This window comes from Pseudomonas sp. zfem003 (assembly GCF_032621675.1).
GTDB lineage: Bacteria > Pseudomonadota > Gammaproteobacteria > Pseudomonadales > Pseudomonadaceae > Metapseudomonas > Metapseudomonas otitidis.
Genome location: NZ_JAVYJG010000009.1, coordinates 25,960 through 44,364 on the forward strand (window position 1 = coordinate 25,960; position 18,405 = coordinate 44,364).

General features: G+C 69.7%; 19 protein-coding genes and 1 tRNA gene. 11 read left to right on the top strand and 9 right to left on the bottom strand.

Features of this window, described 5'->3' with window-relative positions; translation table 11 throughout:
* Nucleotides 1-2 precede the first annotated feature (2 nt).
* On the bottom strand, nt 3-545 hold the full coding sequence (locus tag RTK35_RS21360; protein WP_142011141.1) for a PQQ-dependent catabolism-associated CXXCW motif protein: 543 nt from the start codon (nt 543-545) through the stop codon (nt 3-5).
* Between the two features lie 429 nt (nt 546-974).
* Here RTK35_RS21360 and pqqA point away from each other — a divergent pair, with 429 nt between their 5' ends.
* Genes pqqA through RTK35_RS21390 form a run of 6 tightly spaced genes read left to right on the top strand, consistent with a single transcriptional unit; the run spans nt 975 to nt 6,068 of the window.
* On the top strand, nt 975-1,046 hold the full coding sequence (gene pqqA / locus RTK35_RS21365; protein ID WP_072432761.1) for a pyrroloquinoline quinone precursor peptide PqqA: 72 nt from the start codon (nt 975-977) through the stop codon (nt 1,044-1,046).
* 43 nt (nt 1,047-1,089) lie between these two features.
* Nucleotides 1,090-2,004: a pyrroloquinoline quinone biosynthesis protein PqqB gene (gene pqqB / locus RTK35_RS21370; RefSeq protein WP_074968559.1), complete on the top strand. Its 915-nt coding sequence runs from the start codon at nt 1,090-1,092 to the stop codon at nt 2,002-2,004.
* 11 nt (nt 2,005-2,015) lie between these two features.
* Nucleotides 2,016-2,768: a pyrroloquinoline-quinone synthase PqqC gene (pqqC, locus tag RTK35_RS21375; RefSeq protein WP_074968561.1), complete on the top strand. Its 753-nt coding sequence runs from the start codon at nt 2,016-2,018 to the stop codon at nt 2,766-2,768.
* Nucleotides 2,765-3,043, top strand: a complete 279-nt coding sequence (pqqD, locus tag RTK35_RS21380; protein ID WP_074968563.1) for a pyrroloquinoline quinone biosynthesis peptide chaperone PqqD — start codon at nt 2,765-2,767, stop codon at nt 3,041-3,043. The genes pqqC and pqqD overlap by 4 nt, the downstream gene beginning before the upstream one ends.
* Entirely contained in the window at nt 3,015-4,178 is a 1,164-nt protein-coding gene (gene pqqE / locus RTK35_RS21385) for a pyrroloquinoline quinone biosynthesis protein PqqE (RefSeq protein WP_316908941.1), read from the top strand. The genes pqqD and pqqE overlap by 29 nt, the downstream gene beginning before the upstream one ends.
* 30 nt (nt 4,179-4,208) lie before the next feature.
* Nucleotides 4,209-6,068: a S9 family peptidase gene (locus tag RTK35_RS21390; RefSeq protein ID WP_316908942.1), complete on the top strand. Its 1,860-nt coding sequence runs from the start codon at nt 4,209-4,211 to the stop codon at nt 6,066-6,068.
* A 4-nt stretch (nt 6,069-6,072) separates the two neighbouring features.
* Here RTK35_RS21390 and RTK35_RS21395 read toward each other — a convergent pair whose 3' ends face one another.
* From RTK35_RS21395 to RTK35_RS21405, 3 genes are read right to left on the bottom strand one after another with little or no spacing between them, the layout of a single operon-like run.
* The gene (locus RTK35_RS21395; protein WP_316908943.1) at nt 6,073-6,504 is read right to left on the bottom strand and encodes a copper uptake system-associated protein; all 432 of its coding nucleotides are present in this window, start codon (nt 6,502-6,504) and stop codon (nt 6,073-6,075) included.
* Between the two features lie 23 nt (nt 6,505-6,527).
* A complete protein-coding gene (locus RTK35_RS21400; RefSeq protein WP_316908944.1) occupies nt 6,528-8,444 on the bottom strand; it encodes a TonB-dependent receptor plug domain-containing protein in 1,917 nt (638 codons plus the stop codon).
* Between the two features lie 51 nt (nt 8,445-8,495).
* Nucleotides 8,496-9,926, bottom strand: a complete 1,431-nt coding sequence (locus RTK35_RS21405) for a di-heme oxidoredictase family protein (protein WP_410478701.1) — start codon at nt 9,924-9,926, stop codon at nt 8,496-8,498.
* Between the two features lie 122 nt (nt 9,927-10,048).
* Between RTK35_RS21405 and RTK35_RS21410 the strand changes: the two genes are divergently transcribed.
* From RTK35_RS21410 to RTK35_RS21420, 3 genes are read left to right on the top strand one after another with little or no spacing between them, the layout of a single operon-like run.
* Nucleotides 10,049-10,345 carry a hypothetical protein gene (locus RTK35_RS21410; protein WP_316908945.1) on the top strand — a complete coding sequence of 99 codons (297 nt, stop codon included), beginning with the start codon at nt 10,049-10,051 and terminating at the stop codon, nt 10,343-10,345.
* Nucleotides 10,346-10,378: 33 nt separating this feature from the next.
* Nucleotides 10,379-11,542 (top strand): alcohol dehydrogenase-like regulatory protein ErcA, encoded by a 1,164-nt coding sequence (ercA, locus tag RTK35_RS21415; RefSeq protein WP_044405130.1) that lies wholly within the window; start codon nt 10,379-10,381, stop codon nt 11,540-11,542.
* Nucleotides 11,526-13,208 carry a NahK/ErcS family hybrid sensor histidine kinase/response regulator gene (locus RTK35_RS21420; protein WP_316908946.1) on the top strand — a complete coding sequence of 561 codons (1,683 nt, stop codon included), beginning with the start codon at nt 11,526-11,528 and terminating at the stop codon, nt 13,206-13,208. The genes ercA and RTK35_RS21420 overlap by 17 nt, the downstream gene beginning before the upstream one ends.
* Before the next feature lie 10 nt (nt 13,209-13,218).
* Here RTK35_RS21420 and RTK35_RS21425 read toward each other — a convergent pair whose 3' ends face one another.
* The 4 genes from RTK35_RS21425 to mobA all read right to left on the bottom strand — a co-directional run bounded on the left by RTK35_RS21425 (nt 13,219) and on the right by mobA (nt 15,356).
* Nucleotides 13,219-14,004 carry a substrate-binding periplasmic protein gene (locus tag RTK35_RS21425; RefSeq protein ID WP_182850604.1) on the bottom strand — a complete coding sequence of 262 codons (786 nt, stop codon included), beginning with the start codon at nt 14,002-14,004 and terminating at the stop codon, nt 13,219-13,221.
* Nucleotides 14,005-14,222: 218 nt separating this feature from the next.
* Nucleotides 14,223-14,299, bottom strand: a tRNA-Pro gene (locus RTK35_RS21430).
* A gap of 163 nt (nt 14,300-14,462) precedes the next feature.
* Complete coding sequence (locus RTK35_RS21435; protein ID WP_044405121.1) at nt 14,463-14,684, bottom strand: YgdI/YgdR family lipoprotein; 222 nt, start codon at nt 14,682-14,684, stop codon at nt 14,463-14,465.
* Between the two features lie 84 nt (nt 14,685-14,768).
* Nucleotides 14,769-15,356 (bottom strand): molybdenum cofactor guanylyltransferase MobA, encoded by a 588-nt coding sequence (mobA, locus tag RTK35_RS21440; RefSeq protein WP_074968577.1) that lies wholly within the window; start codon nt 15,354-15,356, stop codon nt 14,769-14,771.
* 70 nt (nt 15,357-15,426) lie between these two features.
* Here mobA and moaB point away from each other — a divergent pair, with 70 nt between their 5' ends.
* The gene (gene moaB / locus RTK35_RS21445; RefSeq protein WP_044405115.1) at nt 15,427-15,966 is read left to right on the top strand and encodes a molybdenum cofactor biosynthesis protein B; all 540 of its coding nucleotides are present in this window, start codon (nt 15,427-15,429) and stop codon (nt 15,964-15,966) included.
* On the top strand, nt 15,963-17,177 hold the full coding sequence (gene glp / locus RTK35_RS21450) for a gephyrin-like molybdotransferase Glp (protein WP_172433015.1): 1,215 nt from the start codon (nt 15,963-15,965) through the stop codon (nt 17,175-17,177). The genes moaB and glp overlap by 4 nt, the downstream gene beginning before the upstream one ends.
* A gap of 200 nt (nt 17,178-17,377) precedes the next feature.
* On the opposite strand, the gene RTK35_RS21455 is transcribed toward glp, so the two are convergent.
* On the bottom strand, nt 17,378-18,400 hold the full coding sequence (locus tag RTK35_RS21455; RefSeq protein WP_074968581.1) for an AraC family transcriptional regulator: 1,023 nt from the start codon (nt 18,398-18,400) through the stop codon (nt 17,378-17,380).
* Nucleotides 18,401-18,405: the final 5 nt, after the last annotated feature.

The following is an 18,405-nucleotide window of genomic DNA, read 5'->3' on the forward strand; positions in this document are numbered from 1 at the left end:
GATCAGGGGAAGGGCTGCGGTTCGGCCGGTGTCAGCGGCAGGCCGGCCTGCTGCCAGGCGTCGATGCCGTCACGGTACCAGTAGAGGTTGCGGTAGCCCAGTGCGTGGGCGCGGCGGGCGGCGTTCCAGCCCAGCCAGCAATCGGAGCGGCAGTAGAACACCAGGGGCCAGTCCTTGTCGCCCTGGCTGATGCGTTCCAGGTTGCGGCTGAAGTAGGCCTGCCAGTCCGGGGCCAGGGCGCCGTCGCCGGTGTTGGCCAGCCACAGGCTGCCGGGCAGGTTGGCGTGGACCTCGTCGGGGATGAAGCGCTCGTTCAGCCAGGTGCGCCGGTAGACGTCCACCAGGCGGGTACGCGGCTCGCGGGCCAGCAACTGGCGCAGGCCCTCGGTATCGAGGGTGCGGGCCTGCTCGTGCCGGGCCGGGGTGGGGCTGCGGTACTGGGTGATGCGGTAGCCGTCCGGGGAGAACAGCGGGGCGGTGGTGTCCGCCGCCCAGGCAGGGACGGACAGCAGGCAGAGCAGCAGGGCCTTCTGGATGAGGCGCATGGCGAGGTTCTCATTGTTCTTGTCGGCCCATTACATGCCAGGGCGGGAGCCTTGCAAATCCTACGTTCTACGGATTGAAGCAGTACCAAAGTAGTAGAGCGGGTCCCCGTGGTCGGCGGCTGGGGCGGGGCAAGGCCCCATCTATCGGGGCTTGGCGGGCTGCGGGTCGGGCCTGGTGAGAGAGGGCTGGGCACCGGTCGCCGTTTTCTTCGAACCCGGGGCGGGCTCGGGCCCTCCAATCCCGGGTAGGGCACGCGGGGCCTTGCCGTGGCGGGTTCGGTGACCCGATCGGCCGGTGCGCAAGGGCTCGCCGACCCCTACCAAATCAGGACCGGAACTCCGTCGAAAGTAGCATTCGGAGCCCTCCGGGCCGGTGTTTAACTCGAGGCGCCGGAATGCTCCGGCCCCCAATAAGAAGAGGATCGACCCATGTGGACCAAACCCGCCTTTACCGACCTGCGCATTGGCTTCGAAGTGACGCTGTACTTCGCCAACCGCTGATCCGAAGCGCCCCGGTCCGCCGGGGCGTCCTGGGGGTTCTCCCATGCATATCCGCATTCTCGGGTCCGCCGCTGGCGGCGGATTCCCGCAGTGGAACTGCCACTGCCGCAACTGCGCCGGCCTGCGTGCCGGCACCCTCGACGCCGAGGCGCGCACCCAGTCGTCCATCGCCCTGAGCGACGACGGGGTGAACTGGGTGCTGTGCAACGCCTCGCCCGACATCCGCGCGCAGATCGAGTCCTTCGCGCCGCTGCGTCCGGCCCGCCGCCTGCGGGATACCGGCATCGCGGCGGTGCTGCTGATGGACAGCCAGATCGACCACGTCACCGGCCTGCTCAGCCTGCGCGAGGGCTGCCCGCACGCGGTCTGGTGCACCGAGATGGTCCACCAGGACCTGACCCGGGGCTTCCCGCTGTTCGAGATGCTCCGGCACTGGAACGGCGGCCTGGCCTGGAACCCCATTGCGCTGGACGGTGAGCCCTTCGTCATCCCCGCCTGCCCGGGGCTGCGCTTCACCGCCATCCCCCTGCGCAGCAGCGCGCCACCCTATTCGCCGCACCGGGGCAACCCGCACCCGGGGGACAACATCGGCTTGTTCATCGAGGACCTGCGCAGCGGCGGATCGCTGTTCTACGCGCCGGGCCTGGGGCAGGTGGACGAGGCCCTGCTGGGCTGGATGCGCCGCGCCGATTGCCTGCTGGTGGACGGCACGCTCTGGCGCGATGACGAGATGCGCCTGTGCGAGGTGGGCGACAAGCTCGGCAGCGAGATGGGCCACCTGCCCCAGAGCGGGCCGGGCGGCATGATCGAGGTGCTGGACGGCATCCCCGGCCCGCGCAAGGTGCTCATCCACATCAACAACACCAACCCCATCCTCGACGCCGGCTCCGCCGAGCGGGCCGAACTGGCCCGCCATGGCATCGAGGTGGCGCGGGACGGAATGGACATCCGGCTATAGGAGCCTTGCCCATGAGCCAGCACGCCATGACCCCGGCGGCATTCGAGCAGGCCCTGCGCGCCAAGGGCGCCTGCTACCACATCCACCACCCGTTCCACGTCGCCATGTACGAGGGCCGCGCCAGCCGCGAGCAGATCCAGGGCTGGGTGGCCAACCGCTTCTACTACCAGGTGTGCATCCCGCTGAAGGATGCGGCGATCCTCGCCAACTGCCCGGACCGCGACACCCGCCGCGAGTGGATCCAGCGCATCCAGGACCACGACGGCGCACCGGGCGAGGCCGGCGGCATCGAGGCCTGGCTGCGCCTGGCCGAGGCGGTGGGGCTGGACCGTGAGCAGGTGCTGTCCCAGGAGCTGGTGCTGCCGGGGGTGCGTTTCGCCGTGGACGCCTACGTCAACTTCGCCCGCCGCGCCAGCTGGCAGGAGGCGGCGAGCAGCTCGCTGACCGAGCTCTTCGCGCCGCAGATCCACCAGTCGCGCCTCGACGCCTGGCCCACCCATTACCCGTGGATCGACCCGGCCGGCTACGACTACTTCCGCTCGCGCCTGTCCCAGGCCCGGCGCGACGTGGAGCACGGCCTGCGCATCACCCTCGCGCACTACCGCACGGCGGAGCAGCAGGCGCGGATGCTGGAGATCCTGCAGTTCAAGCTCGATGTGCTGTGGAGCATGCTCGACGCCATGAGCATGGCCTACGAGCTGGAGCGCCCGCCCTACCACACGGTGACCCGCGAGCGGGTCTGGCACCGGGGGCTGGGGCTATGAGCGAGGACCTGCGCATCCGCGTACCGGCCCTGCGCCGGGGCTTCCGCTTCCAGTTCGAGCCGGCCCAGGGCTGCCACGTGCTGCTCTACCCGGAAGGCATGGTGAAGCTCAACGAGAGCGCCGGGCTGATCCTCGAACGGGTGGACGGCCAGCGCAGCGTCGCCACCATCATCGACCAGCTCGCCGAGCGCTTCCCCGGCGTGCCGGGGCTGGACGAGGACATCCTCGCCTTCATGGAGGTGGCCAGTGCTCAGTTCTGGATCGAGCTGCGTTGAATCGCTCGGCACGGCCAGCCCGCCCGGCCCGCCCCTGTGGCTGCTCGCGGAGCTGACGTACCGCTGCCCGCTGCAATGCCCCTATTGCTCCAACCCCCTGGACTTCGACCGCCAGGACGAGGAGCTGAGCACCGCCGAGTGGATCGAGGTGTTCCGCCAGGCCCGTGAGCTGGGCGCGGCGCAGCTGGGGTTTTCCGGCGGCGAGCCGCTGGTGCGCCAGGACCTGGCCGAGCTGATCCGCGCGGCGCGTGGCTTGGGCTACTACACCAACCTCATCACCTCCGGCATCGGCCTCACCGAGGCGCGCATTGCCGAATTCGCCGAGGCGGGGCTGGACCATATCCAGGTCAGCTTCCAGGCCGCCGACGAGGCGGTGAACAACCTGCTGGCCGGCTCGCGCAAGGCCTTCGCCCAGAAGCTGGCCATGGCCCGGGCGGTGAAGGCGGCGGGCTACCCGATGGTGCTCAACTTCGTCACCCACCGGCACAACATCGACCACATCGAACGCATCATCGAGCTGTGCCTGGCGCTGGAGGCGGACTACGTCGAACTCGCCACCTGCCAGTTCTACGGCTGGGCCGAGCTGAACCGCGCCGGCCTGCTGCCGACCCGCGAGCAACTGGAGCGCGCCGAGGCCATCACCAATGCCTACCGCGACAAGCTGGCGGCCGAGAACCACCCCTGCAAGCTGATCTTCGTCACCCCGGACTACTACGAGGAACGCCCCAAGGCCTGCATGAACGGCTGGGGCAACCTGTTCCTCGACATCACCCCCGACGGCACCGCGCTGCCCTGCCACAGCGCCCGGCAACTGCCGGTGCAGTTCCCCAACGTGCGCGAGCACAGCATCCGCCACATCTGGCAGGACTCCTTCGGCTTCAATCGCTTTCGCGGCGATGCCTGGATGCCCGAGCCGTGCCGTTCCTGCGACGAGAAGGACCGCGACTTCGGCGGCTGCCGCTGCCAGGCCTTCATGCTCACCGGGGATGCCAGCAACGCCGACCCGGTGTGCAGCAAATCGAAGCACCACGGCCTCATCCTCGATGCCCGCCGCCAGGCCGAGGAGGCGCCCGGCGGGCTGGATGAGCTGGTGTTCCGCAACCCGGCCAACGCCCGGCTGATCGCCAAGGCGTGACCCTTGCCGAGGCCCTGAACGGAGGCCGTCATGCCGTCAACTGCCCTGCCTTTCGGGGCCTGGCCGAGCACCTTCAGCGCGATCGATGCAGCCACCGCCAGCTGTGACTTCGGTGAGCTGCGCGTCGCGCCCGAGGGGCTGCTGTGGAGCCGTTTCGACCCGCGCGATGCGCGCACCACCCTGTGGGTGTGGCAGGGCGGCGCGCCCCGCTGCCTGACCCCGCCGGGGCAGTCGGTGCGCAGCCGTGTGCACGAGTACGGCGGGGGTGCCTTCTGTGTGCTGGATGGCGCCGTGGCCTTCGTCGACGAGGCCGACCAGCAGCTCTGGCTGCAGCCCCTCGATGGCGACCCGTTGTGCCTTGCCGGCGCGCCGGGCAGCCGCCTGGGTGACCTGGCCTTCGACCGCCAGGGCCGGGCAGTGCTGGCGGTGGAGGAGCAGCACGGTAATGGGCCGGTGCGCAATCGCCTGGTCAGCCTCGACCTGGGCGACGGCCAGCGCCGGGTGGTGGCCGAGGGGGCCGACTTCTACGCTGCGCCGACCCTCTCCGAGGACGGCCTTCGCCTGGCCTGGATCGAGTGGGACCGGCCCGCCCAACCCTGGACCAGTACCCGCCTGTGCTGCGCCTGGCGCGAAGCCACGGGTGGCTGGTCGGCGCCGCGCGTGGTGGCGGGGGAGGGCGGTGGCGAATCCCTGCAGCAACCGCGCTTCGACGCCCGGCGACGCCTGCTCTGCCTCAGCGACCGCGACGGGGCCTGGCGTCCCTGGGGCGAGACGGCCGATGGCTGGCTGCCGCTGCCGGGCTGCGCACGGCTGGACCACGCGCCGGCACCCTGGCAGCTGGGGTTGTGCACCTGGCTGTCGCTGGCGCCCGGCCACCTGCTGCTGAGCCGCTTCGAAGGCGGCTTCGGCCACCTGGTGGAGCAGCAGGGCCACGCCGAGCGGCGCCTGGCCCCGGAGTGGACCCGCTTCCGTGCCCTGGTGGCGGATGCGCGGGCCTTCTACTGCATCGCCCATGCGCCGGACCGATCACCGGCGGTGCTGGCGGTGGACCGAATCGGGGGCGAGGTGCAGGTGCTGGCCGGGGGCGAGCGGCCGTTGCCGACCGAGGCCGTGCCCAGGCCCGAGGCCATCACCTTCGCCAGCGACGGCGAGCCGGCCCACGGCTTCTTCTACCCGCCGTGCAACCCGGCCTGCGAAGGCCCGGCGGGGGCCCGGCCGCCGCTGCTGGTGTTCGTCCATGGCGGGCCGACCTCGGCCTGCTACCCGCAGTTCGACCCGCGCATCCTGTTCTGGACCCAGCGCGGTTTTGCCGTGTTCGACCTCAACTACCGGGGCAGCAGCGGTTATGGCCGTGCCTACCGTCAGGGGTTGCAGGGGCGCTGGGGCGAGGTGGACGTGGCGGATGCGCGTGCGGTGGTCGCCCACCTGGCCGGGCTTGGGCGCATCGACCCGGCGCGGGCGTTCATCCGTGGCGCCAGCGCCGGCGGCTTCACCACCCTGCTGGCCCTGGCCGGGGACACGCCGTTCCGCGCCGGCACCAGCCTCTACGGCGTCAGCGAGCCCCTGGCGCTGCGCCGGGTGACCCACAAGTTCGAGGCCGATTACCTCGACTGGCTGATCGGCGACCCCGTGCGCGATGCCGCCCGTTACCACGCCCGCAGCCCGGCCCTGCACCCGGAGGCGATCCGCGCGCCGGTGCTGTTCTTCCAGGGCGGCCGCGACATGGTGGTGGTGCCGGAGCAGACCCGGGCCATGGCCGACGCCCTGCAGCGCCTCGGCCGCGAGGCCCAGGTGCACCTCTACCCGGCGGAAGGCCACGGCTTCCGCCAGGCCGCCAACCTGGCCCATGCGCTGGAGGCGGAGTACGGGTTCTATCGGCGGTGGTTGTGAGGCCTCAGTGCGTGCCGTGGGCGTGCTCGGCGTCCACCCGCACCTGCCCCTGGAACAGGGCGAACTGGCGGATGCGGGCGGCCGGTTGCCGGGCTTCCGCCTCGCGGGCCTTGCCTTGCAGCGTGCCGATCCGGGCTTCGGGTACGCCGGCATCGCGCAGGGTGGCGCTGTCCAGCAGGCTGTCGCCGGCACAGAGCACCACGCGCCAGCCCTCGGCAGTGCGCTGCAGCAGTGCCCGGCCGCCACGCTCGCCCTGGGTCCAGCCGGCGATGGCGTAATCCTCGACCGTGCTGACCGGCCCGACATCCAGCGGCGCGCCGGGCTTTTCCCAGGTGTGTTTCATCAGATGCTCGATCTGCTGGGTCTCGTCGGCCTGGGCAAGCGGGCTGCCCAGGCTCAACAGGCCCAGAAGGGCCAGCGTTCGCAGGGTGGTCATGGGGCGTCTCCTTTCATGGGGCTTCAGAAGCCCATCTTCACGCCGACCTGGGCCGAGGTGCCGGGCATGGGGTAGCCGGTGCGGTAGGCGTAGTCGCGGTCGAACAGGTTTTCCACGGCGAGGAAGACCTCGCCCACTTCGCCGAGGGCCGGCACGGCATGGCCGACCCGCAGGTTGACCACGGTGAAGGCGTCCACCTGTTCGGTGTTGCTGGCGCCGTTGACCCGCTCTTCCTGCAGGACGTACATCCGGCTCTGGTACTGGGCATCGGTGCTGACGCGCCAGGGGCCCTGTGCGTAGGTGACTCCCAGGGAGACGGAGCGCTCGGGGGCATACGGCAGGGTCTTGAGGGTCGGGTCCAGCCAGGTGAGGCCGAGGAAGCTGCTCCAGTTGGCGTTCCAGCGCTGCTGCCAGCTGGCCTCGCTGCCGCGCACTTCGTAGTCGCCGAGGTTGATGTAGGTCGGTTGCGACACGGCAGGCGGGAAGGCGAAGAGGTAGCGGTTCTCGAGCTTGTCCTGGAACACGGCCAGGTCGAGGGTGGCGCTGTCGGTGGGGTTGAACTTCACGCCCAGTTCGCGGTGGTCCAGGCGCTCGGGGGCCAGCTCGCGCCAGGTCTGCCCGAGGGCGGGGATCAGGTGGGAGAGCACCGAGGTTTCCAGCCCGGGGTAGTTCACCCCTCGGGAGACGTTGGCTCGCAGCTCCAGGTTGCGGGTGGAGAGCACCACCCCGGCATGGGGCGCCTGCTCGCTGGCGTAGACGTTGTGGTCGTAGGTGCGGATGCCGGCGGAGGGGGTGAGGGTCCAGTCCGGCCCCAGGTCGATGGCCTGGCTGATTGCGATATGCGGGGAGACCAGGCGCAAGGTCGGGGTGTCGAACTGGTCCTGCGGGGCGGGTGCGACGCGGCGGAAGGTGACGTCGCCCCGGGTTTCGTCGATGTCCAGGCCCAGCGCCAGCTCGCCCTGGGACCAGGGTTGCAGGGTTTCTTCCCAGCGCAGCCCCTGGAGGACGAAGTCGGTGATGGTGTCGCCGTCCAGTCCGGTCTGCTCCAGGGCGCTGCCGCGACCTTCGTTGCGGTACAGCTTGAGGCTGCCCTGGGCCTGCTCGTAGTCATGCGCGAGGGTCAGGGCGGCGAGGGTTCCTCGGGTGCGGAAGCGTCCGTTGCGGGTTTCCGGCTTGTGCAACTGGCCGGGGTCGGAGGCTTCGTTGTCGGCGTGCAGCAGCAGCAAGCGGGTCGACCAGTTTTCATTCAGGCGGTAGCCCAGTTGGCCGAGGCCGTTGTTGAGCCGGCCGTCGCCATCGGCACGGTCGCCGTCGGAGTGGGCACTGCCTTGGGCCAGGGTGTAGTCCCAGTCGCCGTTGCGCCCGCTGAGGGCGGCCTGTTCGGTGACGGTGCGGAAGCTGCCGCCGGTCAATTGCAGTTCGCCGTGATGGTTGTCACCCGGTCCGGCCAGGCGCGGGGCCAGGTCGATGGCGGCGAAGGTGTTGCCGAAGCACTGTGGTTGCGGCCCTTTGTAGACGGTGACGCTTTGCATGCCATGGATGGGCAGCAGGTCGAGGAGCGGGTGGTTCCAGACCGGCATGTAGAACGGCACGCCGTCGATGTAGGTCTTGATTTCGCTGCCCGGGCGGCTGGCGCCCATGCCGCGGATGTAGACCGCACCCCCTTCGGCGCCCCCGAAGGCGCCTACCGGGTTGAAGCGCGAGACGGTGACGCCTGGGGTTCGACGCAGGGCGGAGGACAGGTCGAGGGCATTCAGGTCGCGGATCTGCTCTTGGCCGACCACGGTGGCGAGGCTGCCGAAGCGGTCGGTTTCGTTCTGGTCGATCACCGGCGAGTCCACCACCTGGGTGGTGTCCAGCTCCAGGGCGGCGGCTTGGGTGAGGCCGCTCATGCCGGTGAGGGCCAGGGTCATGGCGTGACGCAGTAGGGGGCTGTTCATCCGCGATTCCTTGTTGGGTTTTTGTTGTGCGGTGCTGTTTGCTGGCCGGGTTCAGAGCGATTCGAGAAAGCGCAGCAGGGCCAGGCGGTCGTCGGTGGCCAGGGCCACGACCCTGTCGCGCGAGCCCTGGGCTTCGCCGCCGTGCCAGAGGATGGCTTCCAGCAGGCTTTCGGCGCGGCCGTCGTGCAGGTACTGGGTGTGCCCGCTGACGGTGGCGGTGAGGCCGATGCCCCACAGCGGCGGTGTCCGCCATTCGCTGCCGCTGGCGAGGAACTCGGGGCGACCGTCGGCCAGGCCTGGCCCCATGTCGTGCAGCAGCAGGTCGGTGTAGGGGTAGATGTGCTGCTGGGCGAGCTCCGCTTCGGCGGCCTCGCCGGTGGTGTAGGAGGGTCGGTGGCAGGCGGCGCACCCCAGCTCGCTGAACACGGCCTTGCCGCGCAGGACGTCTGGACTGCCCGCCTCGCGACGCATGGGCACGGCGAGGTGGCGGGTATAGAACAGCACGCTGTCGAGGACCGATTCGCTGACCTCGGGCTGGCTGCCCTGGGGCGCTTCCCGGCAGGCGGACTGCGCGCCGGTGCAGTCGTCATGGGCGAACACGCTGCTGCTCAGGCCCATGTCGCCGGCGAAGGCGGCGGCGTTCTGCTGGCGCAGGCTGGGTTGCCCGGCCTTCCAGCCAAAGCGGCCGATAACCGTACGGGCACTGGCTTCGTCCCAGACCCGGTTGAGGCGGCCGCTCACCTGGCCGTGGCTCGCCTGGTCGCGCGCGTTGGCTTCGAGTTCTGCGTCGGGAATGGCCTCCAGCAGGCCGAGGCCGATCATCGGCGGGGCGACACGCAATGACATCAGGGTGTCGGGGTGGAGCGGGCCGTAGCCGAGGTCGCGGATCTCGATCTTCGGTTGGCGCAGGTGCACGTCGGTGCCGTCGGCCAGGGTCACGCTGCTGGGGGTGTACTCCAGCCACACACGGCCTTCGGGGCGGTGGCCTTCGAGGGCGTTGTCCTGCAGCTGTCCGCCATAGACCGGCTCGGCGAGCACGCCGTTGCGCACCAGGCTCGCGGCATCCTCCTCGCTTGCCGGGATCGACAGCCGCACCAGGGCGGAGAGCGCCGGCGCCAGGCTCTGCTCGTGGGGCGGGTGGCCACGGCCGTCCTTGATGTGGCAGCTCTGGCAGGCGTCGGTGTTGAACAGCGGCCCGAGGCCGCTCTTGCCCTGTGCGCCGTTGCCTGCAGGTTTCCAGCCGGAGCGGAAGAAGGCATTGCCGACGAAGAAGTCCATGCGCCGGATCGGGCGCAGGTTGTTGCTGGGCATGGAGAAGGCGTTGGCATCCTGCTGGGCGGTGGTGGTGGCCCCGCCCGGGTGGCTCTCGCCAGGCTCCAGGCGGGCCTGGGGCGAGCCATCGCAGCCGTGCAGGCAGGCGCAGAGCAGGAGCAGTGGAATGTTCAATGTCCACCCGCTGCGGGTGGCGCCTGTGTCGGGCACGTTGACCTCGTCGATACCGATGGGCGAGGGGAGGGCGGCATGGCCGCCGGGGCGGGATCGGAACCCGGGCGAGTACGGCGCCGGTGGCTGAAAGAGAGGCCCTTTGCGGGGAAGGGCCATCCATGATCAAACCGATCCAAAAAGCTTCAGGCCTAACCGTGGAAACCCATTTTTCAGCGATCTTCCGGCCTGAAGTGAGGCGCACCTTAGGCAGCGGGCCGGGCTTCAACAACTGCGACGACCTGCCGCAGCAAGGTGTCGTGCGAGCCTGTAAAACGGGCAGCGGGGTGGGTGTGGCGGAATGTCGCGGAGTCGCCCGCAGATTGGTTGGCGAAACGCAAGCGTGGTGGTCGGCTTTTTCTGTCGGACAACACCCGATGGTCGGATTGAAAACGTTATCTTTTGCAGTAGTCTGCTAGCCCATTCCATAACAACAAGAATCAGGCGGTTTCATGCGCCACGACATCAGCCAACTGCGTAAATTCGTCTCCCCGGAAATCATCTTCGGTGCCGGCTGCCGGCATAACGTCGGCAACTACGCCAGCACCTTCGGCGCGCGCAAGGTGCTGGTGGTGTCCGACCCCGGCGTGGTCGCGGCCGGCTGGGTGGCCGATGTGGAGGCCAGCCTGGCGGCCCAGGGCATCGACTACCGGCTGTTCACCCAGGTGTCACCGAACCCCCGGGTGGAGGAGGTGCACCAGGGCGCGGACGTCTACCGCGCCGAGGGCTGCAACGTGATCGTCGCCGTCGGCGGCGGCAGCCCGATGGATTGCGCCAAGGGCATCGGCATCGTGGTGGCCCACGGGCGCAGCATCCTGGAGTTCGAGGGGGTGGACACCATCCGCGTGCCCAGCCCGCCGCTGATCCTGATCCCCACCACCGCCGGCACCTCGGCGGACGTCTCGCAGTTCGTGATCATTTCCAACCAGACCGAGCGGATGAAGTTCTCCATCGTCAGCAAGGCGGTGGTGCCCGATGTGTCGCTGATCGACCCGGAAACCACCCTGAGCATGGACCCGTTCCTCTCGGCCTGTACCGGCATCGATGCGTTGGTGCACGCCATTGAGGCGTTCGTCTCCACCGGCAGCGGCCCGCTCACCGATCCCCATGCCCTGGAGGCGATGCGGCTGATCAGCGGCAACCTGGTGGAGATGATCGCCAACCCCGACGACATCGGCCGCCGCGAGAAGATCATGCTCGGCAGCATGCAGGCGGGGCTGGCGTTCTCCAACGCCATCCTCGGGGCGGTGCATGCGATGTCCCACAGCCTGGGCGGCTTCCTCGACCTGCCCCACGGCATGTGCAACGCGGCGCTGGTGGAGCACGTGGTGGCCTTCAACTACAACGCCGCGCCGGAGCGCTTCCGCGTGGTGGCCGAGACCCTGGGGCTGGACGTGCGTGGGCTGAACCAGACGCAGACCCGCCAGCGCCTGGTGGAACACCTGGTGGCCTTCAAGCGCTCGGTGGGCTTTGCCGACACCCTGAGCCTGCACGGGGTGTCGGTGTCGGACATCCCCTTCCTGTCGCGCCACGCCATGGAGGATCCGTGCATCCTCACCAACCCCCGCGAGTCCAGCCAGCGGGACGTGGAAGTGGTGTATGCCGAGGCACTCTGAGGAGCAGCGCCAGGCCCTGCTGGGCCTGGGCAGCCACTCCGCGCGCAAGAGCCATTACCCCGAGCTGCTGAGCCGCCTGGAGGAGCTGGAGACCGAGCGCAACCGCTACAAGTGGCTGTTCGAGCACGCGGTGCACGGCATCTTCCAGGCCAGCCTGCAGGATGGGCTGCGCGCGGCCAACCCGGCGCTGGCACGGATGTTGGGCTACGCCCAGGCCGACGAGCTGCTGGCGATGCCGGCGGATTTCGCGGCGCTGCTGTTCGCCGACGGTGCGGCGGAGCTGGAGCGCATCCGCGCCCGCCTGCGCGGCAAGCCGGGGCTGTTCGGCTACGAGACGCGCCTGCGGCGGCGCGACGGCAGCCATGTGGACGTGCTGATGAACCTGCTGCTCAAGCCGGACGAGGAGGGGCTGGTGGAGGGCTTCGTCGCCGACATCACCGAGCGCATCCTCGCCCAGCAGCGCCTGCAGCACCTCAACGATGAGCTGGAGCAGCGGGTGGCGGCGCGCACCGCCGAGCTGGAGGCGCTGAACGGCCAGCTGCGCGAAGCGCGGGATGCCGCCATGGCGGCGAACCTGAGCAAGGACAAGTACCTGGCGGCGGCCAGCCACGACCTGCTGCAACCGCTCAATGCGGCGCGACTGCTGGTGGCGACCCTGCGCGAGCGCCGCCTGCCGAGCGCCGAGCAGCAACTGGTGGAGCGCACTCACCTGGCGCTGGAAGGGGCGGAGGACCTGCTCACCGACCTGCTGGAGATTTCCAAGCTGGACCAGAGCGCCATCCGCCCGGACGTGGAGGCCTACCGCGTGCAGGACCTGCTGGCGCCGCTGGTGTCGGAGTTCGAAGGGGTGGCGCAGTCCGCCGGGTTGCAGTTGCGCGCGCGCATTCCCCGGCACCTGGCGGTGCGCACCGATTTCCGCCTGCTGACGCGCATCCTGCGCAACTTCCTCAGCAATGCCTGCCGCTACACCGAGCGTGGGCGTGTGCTGCTGGGGTGCCGCCGGCAGGGCGATACCGTGCGCCTGGAGGTGTGGGACAGCGGCCGGGGCATTCCGGCGGACCAACTGCGGGCGATCTTCCTGGAGTTCAACCAGCTGGACCGGGGCCGGGCGGCCGAGCGCAAGGGTGTGGGCCTGGGCCTGGCCATCGTCGACCGCATCGCCGGCATCCTCGGTTGCCCGGTGGAGGTGCGCTCCAAGCCGGGGCGGGGCTCTGTCTTCGCCATCCGCGTGCCGCTGGCGCCGCTGCCGGAGGTGCCGGTCCGTGATAGCGCAGTGGCGCGCCCGCTGGCCGGTGACCCGCTGCCGGGACGACGCCTGCTGGTGGTGGACAACGAGGTGAGCATCCTCCACAGCATGGCGGCGCTGCTCGGGCAGTGGGGCTGCGAGGTGCTGGTGGCGCCGGACCTGGACGCCGCACGGGCGGTGCTGCAGGGGCAGGCGCCCGAGGCGATCCTGGCGGACTTCCACCTAGACCACGGGGTGACCGGCTGCGAGGTGGTGCGGGCCCTGCGGGAGCAGTTCGAGCGGCCCATCCCGGCGGTGATGATCACGGCCGACCGCAGTGACGAGTGCCGCCGCGAGCTGCAGGGGCTGGGTGCGCCGATGCTCAACAAGCCGGTGAAGCCGGGCAAGTTGCGGGCGGTGCTGAGCCAGTTGCTGGGCTAGCGACGGCGGTTCAGGGGGCCTTGCCGAGGGTGCTCTGCAGGCGCTGGCGGTAGGCGTCCGATTCGCGCTGGCGGCGCACTTCATCCCAGATCGCCTGGGCCAGCTGGGGCGTTGTCTGCACCCGCTGGTGGGAGAGCATCAGGTAGTAGTCCTTCTGCTCCAGCGGGATGGGGCGCTTTTCGATATCGACTGACAGGTCCGGGTGGTCCGCCAGGACCTTGTCCGCCCGCAGCGTCTGCATGGCCGCCACGTCGAAGCGGTGGCCGTGGAGCATGCGCATCAGTGCCACCGGGTCGCGGCTGGTTTCTTCCACCTGCAGGCCGTGCTTGAGCAGCATCGGAATGATGGAAAAGCCGCTGAGGGAGCCTACCTGCCCCTGGATGCCGTGGAAGGCCTGGCCGTCCCAGTCGGCGGCGCTGCCCTTGATGCGGTAGAGCGAGTAGCTGGCGTCGTGCAGGCGGTAGTCGCGGTTCGGACGGCCATTCTTGATGTCGGGGTAGGCGCCCAGCACCAGGCGTTCCGGGTTGAAGGACGCGGCGAAGGCGCCGTCGTAGAGCCCTCGGGACAGGCCGTCGAGGCAGCGCTTCCAGGGCATCGGCACCTGGCGGATGTCCAGGTGCAGGTCCTTGCCGAGCTGGTTGAGCAGGGCCTGGTTGAGGCCGCTGCCATCGAGCATCACCCAGGGCCAGGAATCCTGGTCCTCGTAGCAGAACACCAGTGGACCGGTGGAGTCCGCCCGGGCTGGTAGGCAGAGGAGGCAGGCGATGAGGCAGGCAAGTGGCTTGAAGCTCGGCATGAACTGGCTATCCCGGGCGTGTGCCCGGAGAAGTGTAGACGGGGGGAAAGGGGGCGGCTTTCTACCATGCTGGCCAATGGCCGTCCCGGTTCGTTGGTGAGGATGTGAACCGGTCTGCGTTCTGCAGCCGTTGCGCTGGAAGAAACGGCGGGGTGAGGGGCCTGGGGTTTTCGGCAGGCAATAAAAAACCCGCCGTTTAGGCGGGTTTTTTCGGGATTTGGTCGGAGCGACTGGATTCGAACCAGCGACCTTCTCGTCCCGAACGAGACGCGCTACCAAGCTGCGCTACGCTCCGTGAGATGGCGCGCATTCTACAGAAAACTTTTTGGTCGACAAGGGGTTAGCGAAAAAAATTTTGCGGGGCGACGGTTTTCGCGCTCTGGCGGGGGTGCAGATGAAACAAAGCCCGCGACGGGCAGGACCCGTGGCGGGCTGGGCGCGGGTGAGGCGCGGGACGATCAGAGTTCCTTGATGGTGCGGACCTGGTCCTTGTTGACCTTGGCGCGCTTGCCATCGAGTTGTTCGAACTCGTAGAAGCCGGTGTCGTCGTCGTAGTCCGGCTTGTCCACGGTCTGCAGCTCGCGGCCGTCGTTGAGGGTGATCACGCTGGGGGTGGAGCAGCCGGCGAGGGCGGCCAGGCCCAGTACAAGCGCAAAAGCGGGAAGGATCCGCTGGTTCATCTGCCATCTCCTTGATGAATGAACGGGTTGTTCTGGAGGCTCTGACGGACGAAGCGCGGCCAAAGTTCCGGAACCGGGCCAGTGTCACGCCGTCGGGGGCGTGCTTTCAAGCAGTTCCGGGGTGTTCAGGTTGGCCAGGCGCGGGTCGTCGTCGGCGCAGGGGATGGCCAGCGGGTCGAGCGGGCGCAGGGCACGCTGGGGGCTGCGCTCGCCGGCCTGCCAGGCGGCCTCCAGCACCGGCAGCACGCTGCGCGGCAGGACGCAGAACAGCGGTTCCCAGAAGCCGCCCCGGTGCAGCATCGCCGGGCGCTCGCCGGCGGCGTCCAGCAGGCGCTGCAGCAGCTCGTCGTCCACCAGCGGGGCGTCGCAGGGCAGCACCAGCAGGTGCGGGTGGCGGGCGGCGGCCAGTCCGGCGCGGATGCCGGCCAGGGGGCCCTGGTAGTCGGGGCTGTCGTCCTGCACCAGGCGGTCGGCCCAGGCGGCGTAGCGTTCGGTGTTGCGGTTGCAGGAGATGATCAGGTCGTCGGTGATCGGCCGGGCCACGGCGTGCAGCCAGTCGATCAGCGGACGGCCGCGCCATTCCACCAGGCCCTTGTCGCGGCCGCCCAGGCGTTGCCCCCGTCCACCGGACAGCAGCAGGACGGAGCAGGGCAGGGCAGGCACGGCGGGCATGGGCGAGGTCTCGGCGAACGGGCGCTGTGATATAACACCGGCCTCCCTGTCCTACAACTGGAAGCCAGCCATGAACCACAAGGCCGAGGCGGTGTTCGTGCCGCTCAATATCGCCGTGCTCACCGTCAGCGACACCCGCTCCCTGGAGACCGACACCTCCGGCCAGCTGTTCGTCGATCGCCTCACCGCTGCCGGCCACAACCTGGCTGCGCGCGTCCTGCTGAAGGACGACCTGTACAAGATCCGCGCCCAGGTGGCCACCTGGATCGCCGAGGACACCGTGCAGGTGGTGCTGATCACCGGTGGCACCGGTTTCACCGGCCGCGACAGCACCCCCGAGGCGGTGGCCTGCCTGCTGGACAAGCGCGTCGACGGCTTCGGCGAGTACTTCCGGCAGATCTCGGTGGCCGACATCGGCACCTCCACCCTGCAATCCCGCGCCCTGGCGGGCTTGGCCAACGGCACCCTGGTGTGCTGCCTGCCGGGTTCCACCAATGCCTGCCGCACCGCCTGGGACGGCATCCTCGGCGAGCAGCTGGACAACCGCCACCGCCCCTGCAACTTCGTGCCGCACCTGAAGGCCGCCGCCCCCTGCGAGAGCCGCGGATGAGCGGCTGCGACCACCCCGGGTTGCTGCCGGTCGAGGCGGCCCAGGCACGCCTGCTGGCGCTGGCCGATGCGGCGCGGATCGCCGGCGTGGAAGCCCTGCCGCTGGCCCAGGCCGATGGCCGCGTGCTGGCCGAGCCCCTGGTGGCAAGCCTGGACCTGCCGCCCTGGGACAACAGCGCCATGGATGGCTATGCCCTGCGCCTGGACGACTGGCAGGGCGAGCCGCTGGTGGTGAGCCAGCGGATCCTCGCCGGCAGTGCCCCGGCACCGCTGCAGCCCGGCACCTGCGCGCGTATCTTCACCGGGGCGCCGCTGCCCGAGGGCGCCGACTGCGTGGAGATGCAGGAGAACGTCGAAGTGCTGGCCGATGGCCGGGTGCGCCTGCTGCAGCCGCTCAAGGCCCGGCAGAACGTGCGCCCCCGTGGCCAGGAAACGCGGGTGGGCGAGACGGTGCTGGATGCCGGCACCCTGCTCGGCCCCATCGAACTGGGGCTGGCCGCGACCCTGGGCGTGGCCGTGCTGCCGGTGCGCCGCCGTGCGCGGGTGGCGGTGCTCTCCACCGGTGACGAGCTGGTGGAGCCGGGCCAGGCCCTTGGCCCCGGGCAGATCTACAACAGCAACCGCACGCTGCTCTGCGCCTGGCTGCGCCGCCTGGGCTGCGAGGTGGTGGACGGTGGCATCCTCGCCGACGACCTGGAACTGACCCGCCAGGCCCTGGGCGCGCTGAGCGATGTGGACCTGATTCTCTCCACGGGCGGGGTGTCGGTGGGCGAGGCGGACTTCCTCGGCCTGGCGCTGCGCGAGGAGGGCGAGCTGGCGCTGTGGAAGCTGGCCATCAAGCCGGGCAAGCCGCTGACCTTCGGGCATTTCCGGGGTGTGCCGGTGATCGGCCTGCCGGGCAACCCGGCCTCGACCCTGGTGACCTTCGGCCTGCTGGCGCGGCCCTACCTGCTGCGTCGCCTGGGCGTGGAACGCATCGAGCCGCTGGGCTTCCCGGTGCCGGCCGGGTTCACCTGGAGCAAGCCGGGCAATCGCCGCGAGTACCTGCGGGCACGGCTGGAGAATGGCCGGGCGGTGATCTACCGCAACCAGAGCTCCGGCGTGCTGCGCAGTGCCGCTTGGGCAGACGGCCTGGTGGAAGTGCTGGAAGGCACCACCCTGGCCGAGGGCGACCTGCTGCGCTTCATCCCCCTCAGCGAACTGCAGGCCTGATCTGGCGAGCCCGGAGCCCCGGGCGTCAGCTCGGGGATCAAGAGCCCCTGGGCTGAAGCCCAGGCTACGGTGCGGTGCTTGCGGGGCTTTTGTAGCCCGGACTTCAGTCCGGGGATGAAGAGCTCCTGGGCTGAAGCCCAGGCTACGGGGCGGTGCTTGCGGGTTTTTGGTAGCCCGGACTTCAGTCCGGGATGGAGCGCTCAGCCCTGGCGCTTGGCCTCCCGGTATTCGCCGGGTGTCTGGCCGGTCCAGGCCTTGAAGCTGCGGTGGAACGAGCGTGATTCGGTGAAGCCGAGGTAGGCGGCGATGTCCTGGATCGCCAGGTCGCTGCGCAGCAGGTAGTGCTCGGCCAGTTCCTGGCGCAGCTCGTCGAGGATCTGCTGGTAGCTGGTGCCGGCCTGCTGCAGGTGGCGCTGCAGGGTGCGCACCGTCATGTGGAATTTCTCCGCCACCCGCTCCTTGCGTGGCAGGCCGTCCTTGAGCAGCAGGCGCAGGGCGTTCTTCACCCGTTGTGGCAGCGGCTCGTCCTGGTCCAGCCCGGCCATCATCGCCAGGGCGTGTTCCTCCAGGGTGCGCAGGAGGTTGGCATCGGCCTGGCGCAGGGGCACGGCGAGGTATTCCAGGGGTACCAGAAGGGCGCTGCAGGGCTGCTCGAAGTGCACCGGGCAGCCGAATACCGCTTCGTAGTCCTCCTGGCGCGTGCCCGTTGGCAGCGCGTGCTCGAACCACACCTCGCGGGGCGAACGCTCCATGTCGGCGATCCAGCGGGCGTAGAGCAGCCAGGAGGCGAGCACGTTCTCCACCATGTGCCGGCGGATCTCCGGGGCTTCGTGGCGGCAGTTCCAGCTCAGGCGGATGTGGTCCGCGCCGGCTTCGATCTGGCTGGTGCCCATGTCCCCCACCAATTTCTCGTAGGGGATGATGCGGCTCATGGCTTCGCCCAGGGTGGCGCAGTTCATGGTGATGTAGCCCAGCACGCTCCAGGAGCCCGGCTGGACGAAATGCGCGGAGTGCAGGCCGAACAGCGGGTCGCCGGACACTTCGATCAGGTGCTGCAGCAGGCGTTCGTGGCTCTCGCTGGGAATCCGCCGGCCGTTGTCGGTGAGGTCCTCGGGCTGCAGGCCGGCGGCGCGCAGGGCGGCGTCGCGGTCCAGGCCCAGGTGGTCGGCATGGCGCAGGTACTTCAGCAGGGCGGGAACGGAGGTATAGCCGAGCGCGTGCATGGGTT

What these genes read in the sequence shown, in the direction of transcription:
- RTK35_RS21360 (WP_142011141.1), bottom strand. Translation starts at nt 545, where the DNA reads ATGCGCCTCATCCAGAAGGCCCTGCTGCTCTGCCTGCTGTCCGTCCCT.
- pqqB (WP_074968559.1), top strand. Translation starts at nt 1,090, where the DNA reads ATGCATATCCGCATTCTCGGGTCCGCCGCTGGCGGCGGATTCCCGCAG.
- pqqC (WP_074968561.1), top strand. Translation starts at nt 2,016, where the DNA reads ATGAGCCAGCACGCCATGACCCCGGCGGCATTCGAGCAGGCCCTGCGC.
- pqqD (WP_074968563.1), top strand. Translation starts at nt 2,765, where the DNA reads ATGAGCGAGGACCTGCGCATCCGCGTACCGGCCCTGCGCCGGGGCTTC.
- RTK35_RS21390 (WP_316908942.1), top strand. Translation starts at nt 4,209, where the DNA reads ATGCCGTCAACTGCCCTGCCTTTCGGGGCCTGGCCGAGCACCTTCAGC.
- RTK35_RS21395 (WP_316908943.1), bottom strand. Translation starts at nt 6,504, where the DNA reads ATGACCACCCTGCGAACGCTGGCCCTTCTGGGCCTGTTGAGCCTGGGC.
- RTK35_RS21400 (WP_316908944.1), bottom strand. Translation starts at nt 8,444, where the DNA reads ATGAACAGCCCCCTACTGCGTCACGCCATGACCCTGGCCCTCACCGGC.
- RTK35_RS21410 (WP_316908945.1), top strand. Translation starts at nt 10,049, where the DNA reads ATGATCAAACCGATCCAAAAAGCTTCAGGCCTAACCGTGGAAACCCAT.
- ercA (WP_044405130.1), top strand. Translation starts at nt 10,379, where the DNA reads ATGCGCCACGACATCAGCCAACTGCGTAAATTCGTCTCCCCGGAAATC.
- RTK35_RS21420 (WP_316908946.1), top strand. Translation starts at nt 11,526, where the DNA reads ATGCCGAGGCACTCTGAGGAGCAGCGCCAGGCCCTGCTGGGCCTGGGC.
- RTK35_RS21425 (WP_182850604.1), bottom strand. Translation starts at nt 14,004, where the DNA reads ATGCCGAGCTTCAAGCCACTTGCCTGCCTCATCGCCTGCCTCCTCTGC.
- RTK35_RS21435 (WP_044405121.1), bottom strand. Translation starts at nt 14,684, where the DNA reads ATGAACCAGCGGATCCTTCCCGCTTTTGCGCTTGTACTGGGCCTGGCC.
- mobA (WP_074968577.1), bottom strand. Translation starts at nt 15,356, where the DNA reads ATGCCCGCCGTGCCTGCCCTGCCCTGCTCCGTCCTGCTGCTGTCCGGT.
- moaB (WP_044405115.1), top strand. Translation starts at nt 15,427, where the DNA reads ATGAACCACAAGGCCGAGGCGGTGTTCGTGCCGCTCAATATCGCCGTG.
- glp (WP_172433015.1), top strand. Translation starts at nt 15,963, where the DNA reads ATGAGCGGCTGCGACCACCCCGGGTTGCTGCCGGTCGAGGCGGCCCAG.
- RTK35_RS21455 (WP_074968581.1), bottom strand. Translation starts at nt 18,400, where the DNA reads ATGCACGCGCTCGGCTATACCTCCGTTCCCGCCCTGCTGAAGTACCTG.